Raw genomic sequence first — 17302 nt, 5'->3', positions numbered from 1 at the left:
GGCTATGACCTGCGCGGATGCGACACGGCGTCAGGACCCGGTGTCAGGACGCCGCGTCGGGTCGCCGCTCAGATCCAGCGGCGGAGCCGGAACACGCCCCACAGCACGACGCTGACCGCGACCATCAGCCCGAGCGCGAACGGGTACCCGAACGCCCAGTGCAGCTCGGGCATGACGTCGAAGTTCATGCCGTAGATGCCGCCCACGACGGTCGGGGCGAACAGGATGGCGGCCCAGGAGGAGATCTTCTTGATCTCGTCGTTCTGCGCCTTGGCCTCCTCGTTCTGCCGCTGGGCGACGAGCGTCGCGTTCACGGTGAGGATGTCGCGCAGGGCGCCGCGGTGGGTCTCGACGCGCTCGGCCACCTCCGTGAGGTGGTCGGCGACGTCGCGCAGGTGGGCCTGCTGCTCCTCGTCGACCTTGTACTTGGTGAAGCCCTGCGTGAGCGCGTGCAGCACCTGTCGCAGCGGGCGCACGGCCCGCTGGAAGTCGGCGACCTCGCGCGAGAGCTCGTAGATGCGCCGCGACGCCTCGGCGCCCATGGCGAACACCTGGGACTCGATCTCGTCGATGTCGTTCTCCAGGCCCGCGACGACGGGGGCGTACCCGTCGACGACGGCGTCGAGGATCGCGTACAGCACCGCCTCGGGGCCGCGCGCGAGCATCGCCGGGTCGGCCTCCATGCGGCGGCGCACCGCCGACAGGTCGGGCGAGGCGCCGTGGCGCACGGTCACGACGAAGTCGGGGCCGACGAAGACGTGCAGCTCGGAGAACTCGACCTCCTCGGCGGCGTCGTCGTACCGGGCCGCGTGCAGCACGACGAAGAGCGTGTCGCCGTAGCGCTCCAGCTTGGGGCGCTGGTGGGCCTGGATGGCGTCCTCGACGGCGAGGGCGTGCAGGTCGAACTCGGCGGCCAGCGAGGCGAGCTCGCGCGGGTCGGGCCGCTCGAGGCCGATCCACGCGAGCTCGCCTCGCTGGCCGCCGGGGCGCGAGCGCAGGGCACGGAACGTCTCGCCGAGCGTGGCGTGCGACGAGGTGCGCACGCCGCCGTCGTAGATCGCCGACGTGACGAGGGCGTTGCGGCGCGCGGGCGCCGCGTCGACGACGCGGGCGGTGCCGTCGGGGCGGCGGCGCGGGCGCAGCACGCCGGCCAGGCCGGGGCGGGTCGTACGGGTGGGCAGGGTCGTAGCCAAGGGAACCTCCGCGGGGGCGCGCGCCTGCGGGCACGACGAGTCGTGCCTCAGGCGATTCTGGGGAGCGCGGATGCCGGGCGTCAGCCGCGGCTGGGACTACTGGGGGGCTCGCTGCGCATGGCGTGCCACCTCCTTCGTCCCGGGCCCCTTGGCGGGCCGCGGGTCATTCTAGACCCGGCGGCGACCGCCCCGCCAGACCCGCGTCCCTGTCAGCGCAGCTCGCCCGCGGCGAGGGCGCGGGCCACCGTCGGCGCGAGCGGGAGCCGCGGCAGCAGCGTCGCCTGGAGCGCGTGGTAGACGTCCGGCTTGCCCGGCCAGACGGTCGCCGCGGGCCGGTTGGCCGGGTCGAGCTCGTGGTGCCAGGAGCCGTGCTCGGCGTCGACGAGGTACCGCTCGGCGTAGTCCCACCATGTCGCGTACAGGTCGGCGAACCGCGTGTCGGTGGTGCGCGTGTGCAGCGCGGCGGCGGCGGCGATGGCCTCGGCGACCACCCAGTGCATGCGCGTGCGGACCACGGGCGTGCCCTGCCAGTCGGTCGTGTAGACGAAGCCCTCGGCGCCGTCGGCGGACCAGCCGTCGGCGACGGCCCGGTCGAAGAGCGCGACGGCGGCGCCGAGCCACGGGCCGGGCCGGACGGCCTCGAGGTGGAGCAGCAGGCGGGACCACTCGAGCCCGTGGCCCGGGGTCGCGCCGTACGGCTTGAACTGGTCGCCCGGGCGGTCCGCGTTGAGGTCGAGGTCGGGCGTCCAGTCGGGGCCGAAGTGCTCCGGCAGCCGGCCGTCGTGGGCGGCGGCGAGCTCGACGACGAACGCGGTCGCGCGCGCGGCGCGGTCCCGCCACGGGCCGGCCGCACCGGGCTCGACGGCGTCGGCGACCGCGAGCATCGCCTCGACCGAGTGCATGGTGGCGTTGAGGCCGCGGTACGGGTCGAGGGTCTCGAAGGCGACGTCCCACGTGTCGACGGGCCGGCCCGCCGCCTCGTCCCAGAAGCGCTCCAGGTACACGGCCGTGGCCTCGGCCAGCAGGTCGGAGGCGCCGGGGCGGTCGGCGACCGTGGCGGAGGCGGCCGCGAGCATGACGAAGGCGTGGTCGTAGGCGCTCTTGCCCGCGGCGCGGTCGGGCTCGCCCGTCGTGGAGACGGCGTGGAACCAGCCGCCGTGGGCGTCGTCGCGCAGCGCGCCGGTCAGCCCCGCGAGCGCGGCGTCGGCCACGGCCCCCGCGCCGGGGACGCCCAGCAGGTGCCCGAGCGCGTAGACGTGCGCGGTGCGGGCCGTGATCCACGTCTGCACGCCCTGGGCCGGGTCGGGCCGCCCCCGCTCGTCGAGGTAGGCGGCCCCGCCCTGGGGCAGGGCGGCCGCGGCGCCGAAGTCCAGCAGCCGCCGGGTCTCGGCGTCCAGCCAGGTGCGGTGCGGCGTGGTGGTGGGGATCACTGGGGGTTCCTTCCGTCGAGCAGGTCGTTGGCGCACCGGACCGTCGCCGCGAGCGCCGCGGGGTCGTCGGCACCGGTCACCGTCCAGGTCACGCTCCGGCCGGCGGTCAGCGTGACCATGCCGCCGTCGACGCGCGCCCGCGGGTCGACGACGTCGACCAGGGCCATGACGTCGCGGGCGTAGGAGGTCGCGGTGACGGTCAGCGCGTGGCCGCCGGCGACGGGTTCCACGGTGACGCGCAGCGGCGCGGGGTCGAGCGCCTGCCCGACGACGTCGGCGCCGTCGAGGTATGCGGTCGCGAAGCCGGCCGCGGCGTCGTCGGGCGTGACGACGACGACCTCGCGGGCGCGGTCGCCGAACGCGGCGACGTCGGCGGGGAGCACCACGGTGGCGGTGCCGCGCGCGGGCACGGCCACCTCGAGGCCGGCTTTGGCGAGCACGGTGCCGTCGAAGGCCTGGCGGGTGGCCGTGAAGGTGCCCGCGAACGGGGCCGCGGTGTCGTTGACCAGCACGAGCGCGGTCTGGTCGGGCTCGGGCGGCAGGCCCTCCCAGGCCGCGTCGCGGGCCGCCTGCGACGCGCGCGGCTGGATCGTCGCCAGGCGCGGGGCGTAGGCGTCGCGCAGGGCGTGCCACAGCGGCTTGCGGTGCCCGTCGTGGTCGACGGCGGCCCACGAGACCACCGGCCAGCTGTCGTTGAGCTGCCACAGGATCGTGCCGGTGGTGTGCGGCGTCAGCGACCGCCAGTGCTGGACGCCGAACCGGATCGCCTGCGCCTGGTTGAGCTGGGTGGTCCAGTGCCAGTCCTCGACGGTGGCCGGGTCGGGCAGGTGCCCCTGCCAGCCGCGCTCGAGCTTCGTGTTGCCCAGGGTGGCCTTCTGGTGGACGAGCATCTGCGGACCGAACGGGTCGAGCGGCTCGTCGTGCACCACGCGCGTCAGGGTGGACCAGGCGGGCGGGGCCTGGAAGCCGAACTCGCTGACGAACCGCGGCGCGTAGTCGCGGTACACGGTGTAGTCGACGCGGTTCCACACGTCCCAGACGTGCATGGTGCCGAAGCGCTCGTCGTTGGGGTGGCGGTACTCGCCGAACGAGTACGGGCTCGCCGGGGAGTAGAACCGTGTCGGGTCCAGGTCCGCGAGCACGCCCGGGAGCAGGTCGCGGTAGTAGCCGTCGCCCCACGGCCGCCCGCCGAGCCGCCCGCCCCAGCCCCAGTCGGTGCGGCCCCACGTGTTCTCGTTGTTGCCGTTCCAGATCACGAGCGACGGGTGCGGGGACAGGCGCGTGACGTTGTCCCGGGCCTCGGCCTCGACCTCGGCCGCCATCTCCGCGGACTCGGAGTAGGCCGCGCACGCGAACAGGAAGTCCTGCCACAGGAGGATGCCGGCCTCGTCGGCCAGGTCGTACAGGTCGTCGTTCTCGTAGATGCCGCCGCCCCACACGCGGAACAGGTTGACGTTCGCGCCCCGCGCGTCGTCGATCGCGCGGGCGTAGCGCTCGCGGGTCACCTTCGTGAGGAACGCGTGGTCCGGGATCCAGTTGACGCCGCGCACCAGCACGGGCTCGCCGTTGACACGCAGCGCGAACGGGGCGCCCGCGGCGTCGTCGGCCGTGTCGACCTCGACGGTGCGGAAGCCGACCCGCCCGGTCCACACCGCGTCCGCGGCGCGGACCTCCACGCCGTACAGCGGCTGCTCGCCGTGGCCGACCGGCCACCAACGCCGGACGTCCTCCTTGCCGACCGTGACCGTCGCGCGCGACTCGCCGGCGGGCACGACGCCGACGACCCGCAGGGCCCAGCCGCCCTCGGGTTCCGCGAGCGTCACCTCGACCGGGACCTCGCCCCGCGTCATGTCGTCGCGCTCGATCTCCACGTGCGCGGTGAGCACGCCGTCGTGGCCGCCGTCGGGCCGTGTGACGACGTCGACCAGCGGCCGCACCGACGCGATCCGCACGCCCGACCACGCGTCGATCCCGACCGGCTTCCAGATGCCGGCGCCCGCGACGTCGATCCCCCAGTCCCACCCGAACGAGCACGCCATCTTGCGCAGCTGGTTGTACTCGTGGTGGTTGACGCGCGGCAGCGCGCCGTCGCGCTCGGCCCGGGCGAGCGCCTCGGGCACCGGCGCGGCGAACGTGACGGCGAGCGTGTTCGCCCCGGCCCGCAGCAGCCCGCGCACGTCCCAGCGGTACGTGCGGTGCATGTTCTGGGTGGTCGCGACGACGACGCCGTTGAGCTCGACGGTCGCGACGGTGTCAAGGCCGTACGCGACCAGGTCGTGCCGCGTCGCGTCGCCCGGGGCCAGGTCGAACGTCGTCGCGTACCGCCACGCGGTGTCCCCGATCCACTGCTGCGCGGACTCGTTGTCGCCGTCGAACGGGTCGGCGACCAGCCCCGCGGCGACGAGGTCGAGGTGGGCCTCCCCCGGCACGACGGCGGGGACGCCCGCGGCGAGCGCAGCCCGGGCCTCGGGCGGCACCGGCCCGTCGACGGCGGTGACGGTCCAGCCCTCGTGAAGAGGGCGGAAGGTGGTCGGGACGTGCGTCATCGTCAGGTCCTCCGGGCGGTCGAGGTCAGCGCGCCGCGCTGGCCAGGGTCAGGGTGTTGAACTGCCGGGGCACCAGGCACTCCTGCATGACGAGCGCCGCCGCGCCGACGGCGGGCGAGCGCCGCGCGTGCCGCGAGACCTCGACGCGCACCGAGCGCCCCTCGGCCGCCGCGAACGAGCGGGCGAGCCGCTCGCGCACCGCGGGGAGGTAGAGGTCGCCCGCGAGGTCGAAGCCCGCCCCGGTGAGGAGGAGCAGGTCCACGCCCATGAGCGCGCACAGCGTCTGCGCGCCGACGGCGAGGTGCTCCGCCGAGCGGCGCACGATGCGTCCCGCCACCGGGTCGCCGCCGCGAGCCAGCCGGACGACGTCGCCGAACGCCTCGACCACGGTGCGCCCGGACTCCGCGACGTCGATGCCGGCCGCGCGCGCCTCGGCCACGACGGCCCCGGGGCCGGCCACGGCCTCGATGCAGCCCGACGACCCGCACCAGCACTCGGGCCCGTCGAGCTCCACGCACACGTGCCCGACCTCCCCGACGCTGAGGCTCGCCCCGCGGTAGGGCACCCCGTCGACGACGGTGCCCGAGCCGATGCCGGTGGCCATGTAGAGCGCGGCGAACGCCGTCGACCCGCGCGCGCCGCCCGTCCACAGCTCCCCGACGGCCGACGCCGTCGCGTCGTTGTCCACCATCACGGGCAGCCCCGACGCCTCCCGCAGGCGCTCCGCGAGGGGGAACCGCACCCAGCCGCGCATCGCCGGCCGGGACAGCACGATGCCCTCGCCGGGCGTCATCGGCCCCGGGGAGACGACGCCGATGCCGAGCAGCCGCTCGCGCTCCGCCCCGACGCCGTCGAGCATCACGTGGACGCGCGCCACCATGGCGTCGACGACGTCCTGCGGGGCGATCTCACGGGTCCAGCGGACGTGCTGCTCGGCGACGACGGCGCCGCCGAGGTCGAGCAGCACGCCGGTGACGCCGTCGTGGTCGAGGTGGACGCCGGCGGCGTAGCGCGACGGCTGGTCGAGCTGGAGCAGCACCTGGGACCGGCCGCCCGTCGAGGGTGCGTTGCCGGTCTCGACGAGGAGGCCCTCGTCGAGCAGGGTCCGCACCTCCTTGGAGACGGTCGCTGCCGTGAGGCCCGTGGCGGCCACGAGGCGGGTCCGGGTCACGACGCCCGCCTCGCGGATCGCGTCGATGATCGTCGACCGCGCGTTGGCGTGGCCGGGGCCGATCCCATGCACTGTTGCTGCTCCCCTGGTCGTCGGTGGTGCGTCAGCCGCGCGGGCAGGCGTCGTCGGGTCCGAGGCGGAAGCAGCCCACCTGGTGACCGTCGGCGACCTCTACGAGGCCCTCGGCGTCGGCCGGCGCCGACGGGTCGGCCTCGTGGAACGCGCACGTCCCGGCAAGTCTCGCCGATCGCTCGGCCTCACGGGCCTCGACCTCGTCCCACGTGGCGTCGAGCTGCGGCACGGAGGCCAGCAGGTCGCGCGTGTAGGGGTGCAGCGGGTCGTCGAAGACGGCGCGGGTGTCGCCCGCCTCCACGACGCGGCCCCGGTAGAGGATCACCACGCGGTCGGACACGTAGTTGCCGAGCGAGAGGTCGTGCGTGACGAAGAGGACGGCGATGCCGCGCTGCTTGAGCTCGACCAGCAGGTTGAGCACGTCGATGCGAGTGGACGCGTCGAGCATCGAGATGATCTCGTCGGCCACGAGCACCTTGGGGTCGAGCATCAGGGCGCGGGCCACGAGCAGGCGCTGGAGCTGGCCGCCCGAGAGCTGGTGCGGGTACTTGCCGAGGATCTCCTCGGGCCGCAGCGTCACCGAGCTCAGCGCGTCGTGGACGCGCTGGTCCCACTCCTGCCGCCGCACGCGCGGGAACCAGGAGCGGCGGACGGTGTCGAACACCCGGTCCACCTTGTAGATCGGGTTGAACGACGAGAACGGGTCCTGGAACACGCCCTGGACGTCGCGGTAGTAGTCGCGCAGCGCGCGGCCCCGCAGCCGGGTGACGTCCTTGCCGCCCATGCGCAGCGTGCCGCCGTCGGTGGAGACGAGCTTGAGGACCATCTTGCCGAGCGTCGACTTGCCCGAGCCGGACTCGCCGATGAGCGAGACCACCTCGCCGGCGCGGACCTCGAACGTCGCGGAGCGCACGGCCCGGAGCTCTCCGGTGCCGAACGTGCCCACCTTGTAGACCTTGTCGACGCCCTCGAGCGACAGGACGGCGGTCATGCCGTCACCTCCCAGCAGGCGACCTGGTGGCCCGGGACCACCTCGACGAACGGGGGCTGCTCCACGCACTTGGCGCTCGCCAGGGGGCAGCGGTCGCGGAACCGGCAGCCCGTCGGCGGGTCGAGCAGCGACGGCGGCCGGCCGGCGATGCCGGTCAGCTCCTGCTCGCCGTAGCGGTCGCCCACCTTGGGCAGCGCGCCGATGAGCATCTGCGTGTACGGGTGCAGGGGCCGCTCGATGATCGTCGTCGCGGGCGCCTTCTCGGCCAGGTGGCCGGCGTACATGACCATGATCGTGTCGGCCACCTGGAAGAGCACCGAGATGTCGTGCGTGATGATGATCATCGAGCCCACGAACCCCGCGTCGCGGAACTCGACGAGCGCCCGGGCCACGGCCTTCTGGCTCGTGACGTCGAGGGCCGACGTCACCTCGTCACCGATGAGCAGCGACGGGTTGAGCAGCGTCGAGAGCACCAGCACGACGCGCTGCTTCATGCCGCCCGACAGCTCGATCGGGTACCGGCCCAGCACCTCGGGGTCCAGCCCCACGAGCCGCAGGCGCCGCTCGAGCTCGGGCGTGAGCTCGGCGTACGAGCGGCCGTGCGCACCCACGAGGTCGGCGATCATCCTGCCGATCTTGCGCGTCGGGTTCATCGCGCTCATGGCGTACTGCGGGATGAGCGAGACGTCCTTGTAGCGCCGGCGGCGCATCGCGGGGTCGTCGTCGATCAGCAGCTCCTCGCCGTCGAGCGTGACCTTGCCGCCCACGTGCCGCATGCGGGAGTCGAGCCGGATGAGGGCCTTGCCCAGCGTCGTCTTGCCGCAGCCGGACTCGCCCGCGACGCCCATGATCTCGCCGTCGGCCACCTCGAAGCTCACGCCGTCGAGCGCCTTGACGTCGCCCTTGAGCGACGCGTAGTAGACCCGGAGATCCTCCACCTTGAGGCTCACGTCACATCTCCCTCAGCTTGGGGTTGAAGACCTCGTCCAGCCCGACGTTCATGATGTAGAGCGCGCCGACGATGATCGTGATCCCCGCGCCCGGCACGATGAACCACCACCACATCTGCAGCGTCAGGGCGCTCCACTGCACGGCCTGGTTCATCATCAGCCCGAGCGACATCGAGTCGGGGCCGGTGGGCCCGAGGCCGATGAAGTCCAGCGCCGCCGCGGTGAGCACCGAGCCGCCGAAGAGCAGCACGAACGTCATGAAGAGGTACGAGTACATGTTCGGCGCGATCTCGCGGCGGATGATCGCCCCCGTGCGCAGGCCGGACATGCGGGCCAGGTCGATGTAGTCGCGGCTGCGCAGCGACAGCGTCTGCGAGCGCACGGCCCGGGCCACCCACGGCCACGACGAGAGCCCGATGAACAACGCCTGCATGGGCAGCGACCGCACCCCCAGGTAGGCGTTGATGATGATGAGCACCACGAAGCCGGGGATCACCAGCACGATGTTGGTGAGCATGTTGAGCAGCTCGTCGAGCCAGCCGCCGCGGTAGCCCGCGACGAACCCGATGGTCAGGCCGACGGCGCCCGCGATGGCGGCACCGAGCACGCCCACGAGGAACGTGGAGCGCAGCCCGACGACGAACTGGGACAGCACGTCCTGGCCCTGCATGGTGGTGCCGAACCAGTGGTCCCCCGACGGCGGCAGCATCGTCGCGCCCGGGGTGCGCTCGGTGGGCGAGAACGCGACGAGCGACGGCCCGAGGACCGCGGCCAGCAGCATGACGCCGACGACGACCGCGGCCCCGACCACCTTGGGGTTCCGGAAGGCGAAGTACAGCGTCTCGTTGACGCGCTTCGGGGCGCTCATGCGGTCGCTCCTTGCATCCCGGTCCGCGTGCGCGGGTCGACGAGCACGTAGACGAGGTCGATGACGAAGTTGGCCACGAGCACGCCCAGCACGATGAACAGCAGCGCGCCCTGGAGCAGGAAGTAGTCCTGGTTCTGGATGGCCGAGAGGATGAGCTTGCCGAGGCCGGGGTAGGCGAACACGACCTCGGTGACCAGGGCGCCGCCCACGATGGTGCCGAGCTGGAGCGCCAGGCCCGTGACCTGCGGCAGCATCGCGTTGCGGAACGCGTACCCCCGCACGAGGCGGCGCGGCGCGCCGAGGGCGTCGAGGTAGTTCGTGTAGTCCGACTCGAGCTCGTAGATGATCAGGTTCCGCATGCCGATCGCCCAGCCGCCGAGCTGCACCACGAACAGCGACAGGAACGGCAGGAACCAGTGCTGCAGCAGGTCGACGGCGAACTTCCAGGTCCAGGTGGGAGCCAGCGTGAAGTCGTAGCCGCCCGCCACGGGAAACCAGCCGGCCACGATGCCGAGCGACCAGGCCAGCACGATCGCGAGCCACATGTACGGCATCGCGGTGAGCACGTAGCCGACGGGCAGCACGGTGTTGTCGAGCCACCGGCTGCGGGCGGCGAGCGCGCCGATCCGGTTGCCCACCACCCACGAGAGCAGGATCGACGGGAGCATCACGGCCAGCGTGTAGGGCACGGCGCCGCCGATGATCTCGGAGACGGGCGCCGGGAAGAGCCACACGGAGGTGCCGAGGTTGCCGCGCAGCAGCTCGCCCCAGTAGTTGACGTACTGCTGCCAGAGCGGCAGGTCCAGGCCGAACACGCGCTCGTAGTAGTCGCGCATCGCGGCGATCGACTCGGGGTGCGCGACGGCGGCGCGGCTGAGCATGGTCTGGATGGGGTCGCCCGGCATGAGGCGGGGCAGGACCCAGTTGAGCGTCACAGCGACCACGAAGGTCAGCACGTAGATCGCCAGCTTGCGAAGGAGGTAGGTGCGCACGGCGGCCTTTCCCGACGTCGGCGTCGGACGGGCGGAGCGGGGTGACGGCCGGGCGGCGGCAGGTCGCCGCCCGGCCGTCAGACCGTCACTTCGCGGGCTTCAGGTTGGCCAGGGTGGTGAGACCACCCATCTGGAAGTAGCCGCCCCACGTGCTCGGGTAGGCGGTCGAGTCACCGCCGTCGGCCGGCCAGTTCGTCCACACCTTCTCGGTGGACTGCGCCCAGAGGCCGTTGTACCAGAGCGGGATCATCGGCATCTGCTCGAGCGACGCCCGCTGGAGCTGGCTCATGACCTCCTGGAAGTGGGGGTCGTCGGCCTGCGTCCGCGCGAGCTCCTCCACGAGCTTCCACGCGTCGGTCGAGTCGACGCGACCGAAGTTGCCGGAGAGCTGCTGCTCCTGGATCGGCATGTGGAAGAGGTAGTTGTAGTAGCTCCACGGCGTGTTCGAGATCTGCGCCCAGTTGTTGATGAGCAGGTCGAAGCTGCCGGTGGCGCGCGCGTCGTCGACGGCGCCCGAGTCGGGCGTGGCGTCGGTGATCTTGATGCCGGCCTCGGCCGCCGACTCGGCGATGATCTTGGCGGCGTCCATCCAGTCGGTCCAGCCGGCGGGCACGATCAGCTCGAGGTCCATCGCCGAGCCGTCGAGGTTCTCGACGAACCCGTCGCCGTCGGTGTCCTTGTAGCCCGCGGCCGCGAGCTGTGCCTTGGCCTCGTCGGGGTCGAACGAGAAGCCGACGTCGTCGATGACGTCCTTGTCGTAGTACTTCTCGTACGCGGGGAGGAGGCCCGTGGGGCTCGCCTTCTTGACGATGTCGCCGTAGGCGGTCGAGACGATGGTGTCGACGTCGATGGCGTTGGCCAGCGCGCGGCGGAACGCGGGGTCGTTGCCCGGCGCCTTGGTGGCGTTGGGGACGAGCATCGCGGTGTTGGCCGAGAGCATGTACGGGGCCTTGTCGTAGTACGTCACGACCTGACCTGAGTCGACGAGCTGCTTGATGCCCGGGAGGAAGTTGTTCGACAGGTCGAGCGAGCCCTGGATGAGCAGGCCGAGGGCCACCTCGTTGGACGGGTTGACGATGTCGACGACGTACTTCATCGGCATCTTCAGGCCCAGCGCGTCCTGGCCCCACCAGTCGTCGTTGCGCTCCCACACCATGCGGTCCTGGCCGTGGGCCTTGTACTTGAAGGCGCCCGACCCGACCGGGTTCTCGTTGGCGTTCGAGAGCAGCTCGTCGGCCGACCACGCCGACATGATGTGCTGCGGCAGGATCACGCGCGTGTAGAGGAAGTTCTCCCACTCCTGCGGGCGCGGGTCGGAGAAGTCGAAGGTCACCGTGGTGGCGTCCACCTTGGTGACGGCGGAGAGCCAGGTCCACAGGTTCGACCACGGCACCTCGGGGTTCTTGCCGAGCTCGACGGTGAAGACGACGTCGTCGGCGTCGAGCGCCTCGCCGTCGGTCCACGTCACGCCGTCGCGCAGGTGGAGCGTGTAGGTGTCGGCATCGGTCCACTCGCCCGACTCGGCGAGGAACGGCGTGAGCTCGAGCGCCTTGGGGTCGAACTGGAAGAGCGGCTCGTAGAGCAGGCCGCGCACGCCGGTGGCGTCGCCGGAGCCGGGGATCGGGTTCCAGCTCGACGGCGGGCCCCACTGCTGGCCCGAGGTGAAGACCGTCTCGTTGCGGGGGTACTCGCCGACGAGGTCCTGGGCCTCGCCCAGGCCCTCGACCTCGGTGGCGTCGCCCGTGGGCGACGGGTTGGTGTTCGCGTTGCTGGCGGGCGAGCAGGCGGCCGTCAGGACCAGCAGGGAGGACACGGCCACCGCTGCGGCGGCTCGCCTCCGGGTTCGAGTGCGGAACATCGTCGATTCCTCTCTCAGCGCGACAGTGCGCATCGGCGGGCATCCGTGACCGCCGCCGCGGCGGGACTGTCCCGCCACCTCGATGATTATTTTGATGAAGAAAGAAAGCCCACAAGGGGGACGTCGAAGGTGTTACCAAACCGAGATGCGCTGTGACGTGCGTCTCCGCTGGCAGAATCCGGGGCCATGAGCACCGCCCCCTCCCACGTCGCGCTCCGGCGCGACGGCGTCGGCGTCGTCCTCGCGTTCCCGGCCACCGGAGGGCTGCCCGCGGTGCTGCACTGGGGCGCCGACCTGGGCCCGCTCGACGCCGCGCAGCTCGCCGCGCTCGACACCGCGACCGCGCCGCAGACGCCGCCCGCGACGCTCTCCGCCGCGTGGCGGCTGCCGCTGCTCCCCAGGAGTCGGACGGCTGGTCGGGCCGCCCGGGCGTGCTGCTCGCCCGCGACGGACGCCCGGTGTTCCCGCGCTGGCAGGTCACCGCCGTGACCCACGGTCGCCCGCCGCAGGCTCCTCCCTCCGACGCCCCGCTCCCTCGTCACGATCCCGACGCCGGCCTCCGTCGTCCTGCCCGCGGCCCCGGGGCACCGGAGCCGACCGACCCCACGGCCGTCACCGTCGAGGCCGTCGACGACGCCGCGGGCCTCCGCCTCACCACCCGCCTCGAGATCGGCGCGGGCGGCCTGGTCCTCCTCGCGCACGCCGTCACCAACACCGCGGCCGACGCCGCCGCAGCCCTCGAGGTGACCCACCTCGAGGCGGCCCTCCCGGTCCCCGCAGCGCCGACCACCTCACGTCCTTCGGCGGCCGCTGGAACCGTGAGAAGTCGCCGACGACGACGTCGATGCCCCGCGGCACCTGGCTGCGCGAGTCGCGCCGCGGGCGCCCGGGCCACGACCAGCCGTGGGTCACGCTCGCCTCGGCCGGGGCGCCGCGGAACCGCGACGGCGAGGTCTGGGCGGTGCACCTCGGGTGGAGCGCCGACACGCGGCACGTCGTCGACCGCGTGACCGACCAGGTGGCCCGGCTCGGCGCCGGCGAGCTGCTGCGGCCGCACGAGGTACACCTGGCCTCCGGCGAGACGTACACGACACCCGCGGCGTACTTCGCCTGGTCGTCAACCGGGCTGGACGGCGTCTCCGACCGGTTCCACACGTGGGTGCGCTCCCGCGCGAGCCACCCGCGGACACCTCGACCGCTCGTCCTGAACACGTGGGAGGCCGTGTACTTCGACCACGACGTCCCGCGGCTCGAGGCGCTCGCGCGGCGCGCTGCCGAGGTCGGCGTCGAGCGGTTCGTGCTCGACGACGGCTGGTTCCTCGGGCGCCGTGACGACACGACGTCGCTGGGCGACTGGGAGGTGGACCCGGCCGTCTATCAGGACGGCCTCGAACCGATCGCCGACCTGGTGCACGGCCTGGGGATGCAGCTCGGCCTCTGGTTCGAGCCCGAGATGGTGAGCCTGGACTCCGACGTCGCCCGCGCCCACCCCGAGTGGATCCTCGGGAACCCGGCGTCGGTGCCGTCCCCGACGGGCTGTCGTTCCGCAGCCAGTACGTGCTCGACCTCGCGAACCCTGAGGCGTTCGAGCACGTCAGGGCGCAGATGTCGGCCGTCGTCGAGCGGCTCGGCGTGGACTACGTCAAGTGGGACCACAACCGCGACCTCGTCGAGCCCGTCCACGACGGGCGGCCCGGCACGCACGAGCAGACGCTCGCCGCGTACCGGCTCATGGACGCCCTCCGGGAGGCCCACCCGGGCCTCGAGATCGAGTCGTGCTCGTCGGGCGGCGCTCGCACCGACCTGGGCGTGCTCGCGCACACCGACCGTGTGTGGGCGAGCGACGACAACGACCCCGTGGAGCGGGTCGAGATCCACCGCTGGACCGAGCTCGTGCTGCCGCCCGAGCTCGTCGGGGCGCACGTCGGGCCCTCGCCCGCGCACTCCACGCACCGCACGACCGACCTGTCGTACCGGGCAGCCGTCGCCCTCCAGGGCCACTCCGGCCTGGAGTGGGACCTCCTGACCTGCACCGAGGCCGAGACGGAGGCCGTCACGGCCTACGCCGCGCTCTACCGCGAGCTGCGCCCGCTGCTCCACGGCGGCACGGTGGTCCACCCGGACGTCGCCGACCCGGCGCTGCGCGTCCGCGGCGTCGTCTCCCCCGACCGCACGACGTCGGTGTGGACGGTCGCGAGCCTCGGCGCGCCCGAGGAGGCGCTGGCCGAGCGCCTGCGCCTGCCGGGTCTCGACCCGTCGCGCTCCTACACGGTGCGCGTGCGCGACGACGTCGGCGCCGCCCGCTGGGGCTGGGTCACGCCCGGCTGGCTCGGGAAGGAAGCCGCGGTCGTCCCCGGCCGCGTGCTCGCCGACGTCGGGCTCCAGCTGCCCACGCTGTGGCCGGCACAGGCGCTCGTCCTCCAGGTGACGGCAACCTGACGGCCGGGCGCCACGCCGGGACCCGAGCGATCGGAACGTGGGTTCGGGATCGGAGCGTGCGTCCCACTGCACGTTCCGATCTGGAAGGCACGTTCCGATCGGCGATGCCCCAGGTCGGCACGCGTCGGCCCGAGGCACACGGCGACGGGTCGGCGGGCGGGAGCGAGCCAGCGCGCGGCGGCGGGTCGGCAGGAAGCGAGCGATCGGAACGTGGGTTCAGGATCGGAGCGTGCGTCTCGTTGCACGTTCCGATCCCGAACCCACGTTCCGATCGGTCAGGCCCCGAGGTCGGCGCGCGTCGGCGGGTCGGCTCCCGGGCGTGAGACCGTGACGGCGGCGGCGCGGGCCGCCCATGAGGCGGCCTCGGCGAGCTGCTCCGGGGTGAGGTCTTCGAGCACCGACCGTGCGCGCGGGCCGTGCGCGCCGGCTCCGGCGAGGGCGTCGAGAAGGGCGCCCATGAACGTGTCGCCAGCCCCGATGGTGTCCGCGACGTCGACCTTCACGCCCGCGACACGCACCACGGTGTCCCCCGCACGACGACGGCGCCGTCCCCGCCGAGCGTCACGACGACGACCGCCGGGCCGCTCGTGGCCCACGTGCGGGCGGCGTCGACAGGGTCCGTGCCGGGGTAGTACCAGCCGAGGTCCTCCTCGGAGACCTTGACGACGTCGGCGTAGCCCACGAGGCGCTCGACCCGCGCGCGCGCCTCGTCGACGTCGGGCGTGATGGCGGGGCGGGCGTTGGGGTCGAACGAGACGAGCGCGCTGCCGCGGGCCGCCCTGAGGGCTGCCTCGACCACGTCGGCTCCCGGGGCCAGGACGGTCGCGATGGACCCGGCGTGCACGACGTCGGCGTCTCCGGTGGCGTCGGCCAGGAGTGCGGCGGGCAGGTCCCACGCGACGTCGAACTCGTAGGTGGCCCCGCCGTCGGCGCCGAGGACGACCGCCGCCGTGGACGTGCGTCCCGTGGCGGGCACGGCGGCGCGCACCTCGACGCCCGACGCCGCGAGCCAGCCACGCACCAGGGAGCCGCGCGCGTCGTCGGCCAGCGACGTGACCAACGTGGGGCGGTGGCCCAAGCGACCCAACGTGACGGCGACGTTGGCCGGGCTGCCGCCGGGCAGGTCCCGCGTCCCCGACCCGTCCGGCACCACGTCGACCAGCGCCTCACCGACGATCACGAACCTCATCGCAGCTTCCCTTCGCGCAGGACTCCGCCCGGAGCCGTGGGGACGCGAGTCGGCGTCACCTGGAGCGCATGCTAGACGCCCGACGCGCCCGGCCACCTGGTCACCGCCGGCCGCCAGACCCCGCCCGGCCCGCGCGCCCGTCCCGGGCGGTGCCGGGGCACTCACCGGGCGGTCGCGCGCACCAGCTCGGTCGGGCCGAACGCCACGTTCTGGTCGATCGCGACCTCGACGGTGTCGTCCTCCGTGAAGGTCAGGCGGACGGTCCAGACGAACGGCGTCCCAAGGCCCGCGAGGCGGACCTCGAGCGTGCGCTCGGCGGTCCACGCGTACGTCGACGCGCTCGGGAGGCCGAGCTCCTCGCCCTGCTCGTCGCCCCACGCGCCGTAGGCAGCGCGCCCCTGCATGGGTCCGGCGTCCAGCAGGACGACGTCGCCGTCGCGCCGCACCGTGACCGTGCGGACGGGCGGGACCTCGGGCGGCGCACCGGGGAGGAACGCGTCGGCGTCGAGGCGGAACGTGCGACCGTCGACCTTGTCGCCGACGGCCTCCCACGCCGTGCCGGACGGCATCGCGAGCGCGGCGGGGCCGCCGCCGACGGCGTCGCCGTCGGGGAGCGTCTCGGGGTCGGACGGGCCGAGCGCGGGGCCGAGGCACGTCCAGACGGCCGTCAGCTCGTCGTGCATCTGCGGCGCGCCGGACGTGATCGCGACGACGACGTCGTGCTCCGGCCACAGCACGATGAACTGCCCGTGTGCGCCGTCGGCCCGCACCGCGCCCGACGTGCAGCGCCACATCTGGTAGCCGTAGCCGGCGCTTGCCTCGGGGCCCCAGCCCTGCGGCGAGTTGTCGACGTGGACGGCGGTCGCCTCGTCGACCCACGCCGCGGGGATGAGCTGCGCGCTGCCCCAGCGGCCGCGCTGGAGCAGCAGCTGGCCGAACGCCGCCATGTCCTCCGTGGTGATCGACAGGCCGAAGCCGCCCATGTCGATCCCCCGCGGGTCCTGCTCCCAGGTCGCGCCGCGGATGCCGATCGGGGCGAGCACGCGCGGAGTCAGGTAGTCGAGCAGGCGCTGCTCCGTGAGCCGGTGGAGGATCGCAGAGAGGAGGTAGGTGGCCCCGGTGTTGTAGACGAACCGGGACCCCGGCTCCATCGGGACGTCCGCCGCGAGCAGCGCGCGCGGCCAGTCGTCGCCGGTCCCTGGCTCGTCGACGACGGACATCAGGTCGCCGGCGTGACCGCTCGCCATGGTCAGCAGGTGCTTGACCCGCATCGCCGCGAGGTGGTCGCTCACCACGTCGGGGGCGGCGTCGGGCAGCAGGTCGACGACGCGGTCCTCGACCGTGAGCAGGCCCTCGGCGACGGCGAGGCCCACGGCCATGGCCGTGAACGTCTTCGACACCGAGTACATCTGGTGCGGGCGCTCGAACGTGTGCGGCGCCCACACCTGCTCGGCGACGACGTTGCCGTGCCGCAGCACCAGCAGGCTGTGCGCGCCGAGCGGGCCGAGCGCGTCGACGAGCTGCGTGATGCCGGTCCGGTCGATGCCGGCCGCCTCGGGGGACGTGCGCGGCAGCCGCCGCCAGGTCTCGGTCATGGTGCGTT

The 17302-nt window shown here is 73.3% G+C and carries 14 protein-coding genes and 2 pseudogenes; 4 read left to right on the top strand and 12 right to left on the bottom strand.

Translation table 11 applies throughout. The annotated features are described in order from the left end of the window. Positions 1–68 precede the first annotated feature (68 nt). The 9 genes from corA to ET471_RS06820 all read right to left on the bottom strand — a co-directional run bounded on the left by corA (position 69) and on the right by ET471_RS06820 (position 12026). Positions 69–1193 carry a magnesium/cobalt transporter CorA gene (gene corA, locus ET471_RS06860; protein WP_207207348.1) on the bottom strand — a complete coding sequence of 375 codons (1125 nt, stop codon included), beginning with the start codon at positions 1191–1193 and terminating at the stop codon, positions 69–71. Between the two features lie 209 nt (positions 1194–1402). Continuing rightward, positions 1403–2623, bottom strand: coding sequence for an AGE family epimerase/isomerase (locus ET471_RS06855; RefSeq protein ID WP_129187181.1), 1221 nt, complete (start codon positions 2621–2623; stop codon positions 1403–1405). Further along, positions 2620–5169, bottom strand: coding sequence for a glycoside hydrolase family 2 protein (locus tag ET471_RS06850; RefSeq protein WP_129187180.1), 2550 nt, complete (start codon positions 5167–5169; stop codon positions 2620–2622). The genes ET471_RS06855 and ET471_RS06850 overlap by 4 nt, the downstream gene beginning before the upstream one ends. A gap of 25 nt (positions 5170–5194) precedes the next feature. Then, positions 5195–6412 (bottom strand): ROK family protein, encoded by a 1218-nt coding sequence (locus ET471_RS06845; protein WP_129187179.1) that lies wholly within the window; start codon positions 6410–6412, stop codon positions 5195–5197. 31 nt (positions 6413–6443) lie between these two features. Next, entirely contained in the window at positions 6444–7403 is a 960-nt protein-coding gene (locus ET471_RS06840) for an ABC transporter ATP-binding protein (protein WP_129187178.1), read from the bottom strand. Beyond that, complete coding sequence (locus tag ET471_RS06835) at positions 7400–8353, bottom strand: ABC transporter ATP-binding protein (RefSeq protein ID WP_129187177.1); 954 nt, start codon at positions 8351–8353, stop codon at positions 7400–7402. Before ET471_RS06835 ends, ET471_RS06840 begins: the two co-directional genes overlap by 4 nt. 1 nt (position 8354) lies before the next feature. After that, positions 8355–9221, bottom strand: coding sequence for an ABC transporter permease (locus tag ET471_RS06830; RefSeq protein ID WP_129187176.1), 867 nt, complete (start codon positions 9219–9221; stop codon positions 8355–8357). Further along, positions 9218–10213: an ABC transporter permease gene (locus tag ET471_RS06825; protein WP_129187175.1), complete on the bottom strand. Its 996-nt coding sequence runs from the start codon at positions 10211–10213 to the stop codon at positions 9218–9220. Before ET471_RS06825 ends, ET471_RS06830 begins: the two co-directional genes overlap by 4 nt. 85 nt (positions 10214–10298) lie before the next feature. Beyond that, positions 10299–12026, bottom strand: coding sequence for an ABC transporter substrate-binding protein (locus ET471_RS06820; protein WP_242496454.1), 1728 nt, complete (start codon positions 12024–12026; stop codon positions 10299–10301). A 231-nt stretch (positions 12027–12257) separates the two neighbouring features. Here ET471_RS06820 and ET471_RS18955 point away from each other — a divergent pair, with 231 nt between their 5' ends. From ET471_RS18955 to ET471_RS18945, 4 genes and pseudogenes are all read left to right on the top strand, one after another. Then, entirely contained in the window at positions 12258–12560 is a 303-nt protein-coding gene (locus ET471_RS18955; RefSeq protein WP_342586084.1) for a hypothetical protein, read from the top strand. After that, positions 12449–12793 (top strand): annotated as a pseudogene (locus ET471_RS19180) (hypothetical protein); the annotation flags it as partial. The gene ET471_RS18955 and the pseudogene ET471_RS19180, both read left to right, overlap by 112 nt. A gap of 122 nt (positions 12794–12915) precedes the next feature. After that, positions 12916–13527 (top strand): annotated as a pseudogene (locus ET471_RS19175) (alpha-galactosidase); the annotation flags it as partial. Between the two features lie 38 nt (positions 13528–13565). Further along, positions 13566–14510, top strand: a complete 945-nt coding sequence (locus tag ET471_RS18945) for an alpha-galactosidase (RefSeq protein ID WP_342586083.1) — start codon at positions 13566–13568, stop codon at positions 14508–14510. 275 nt (positions 14511–14785) lie between these two features. Here ET471_RS18945 and ET471_RS18830 read toward each other — a convergent pair whose 3' ends face one another. From ET471_RS18830 to ET471_RS06805, 3 genes are all read right to left on the bottom strand, one after another. Continuing rightward, complete coding sequence (locus tag ET471_RS18830) at positions 14786–15031, bottom strand: PfkB family carbohydrate kinase (protein WP_280949913.1); 246 nt, start codon at positions 15029–15031, stop codon at positions 14786–14788. Further along, positions 15010–15699, bottom strand: a complete 690-nt coding sequence (locus ET471_RS06810) for a PfkB family carbohydrate kinase (RefSeq protein ID WP_280949912.1) — start codon at positions 15697–15699, stop codon at positions 15010–15012. Before ET471_RS06810 ends, ET471_RS18830 begins: the two co-directional genes overlap by 22 nt. Before the next feature lie 161 nt (positions 15700–15860). Beyond that, positions 15861–17294 carry a serine hydrolase domain-containing protein gene (locus tag ET471_RS06805; protein WP_129187173.1) on the bottom strand — a complete coding sequence of 478 codons (1434 nt, stop codon included), beginning with the start codon at positions 17292–17294 and terminating at the stop codon, positions 15861–15863. Between the last annotated feature and the right edge of the window lie 8 nt (positions 17295–17302).

The sequence above is a fragment of the Xylanimonas protaetiae genome (assembly GCF_004135385.1).
Classification (GTDB): domain Bacteria; phylum Actinomycetota; class Actinomycetes; order Actinomycetales; family Cellulomonadaceae; genus Xylanimonas; species Xylanimonas protaetiae.
This window is presented reverse-complemented; position numbering and strand designations above follow the sequence as displayed.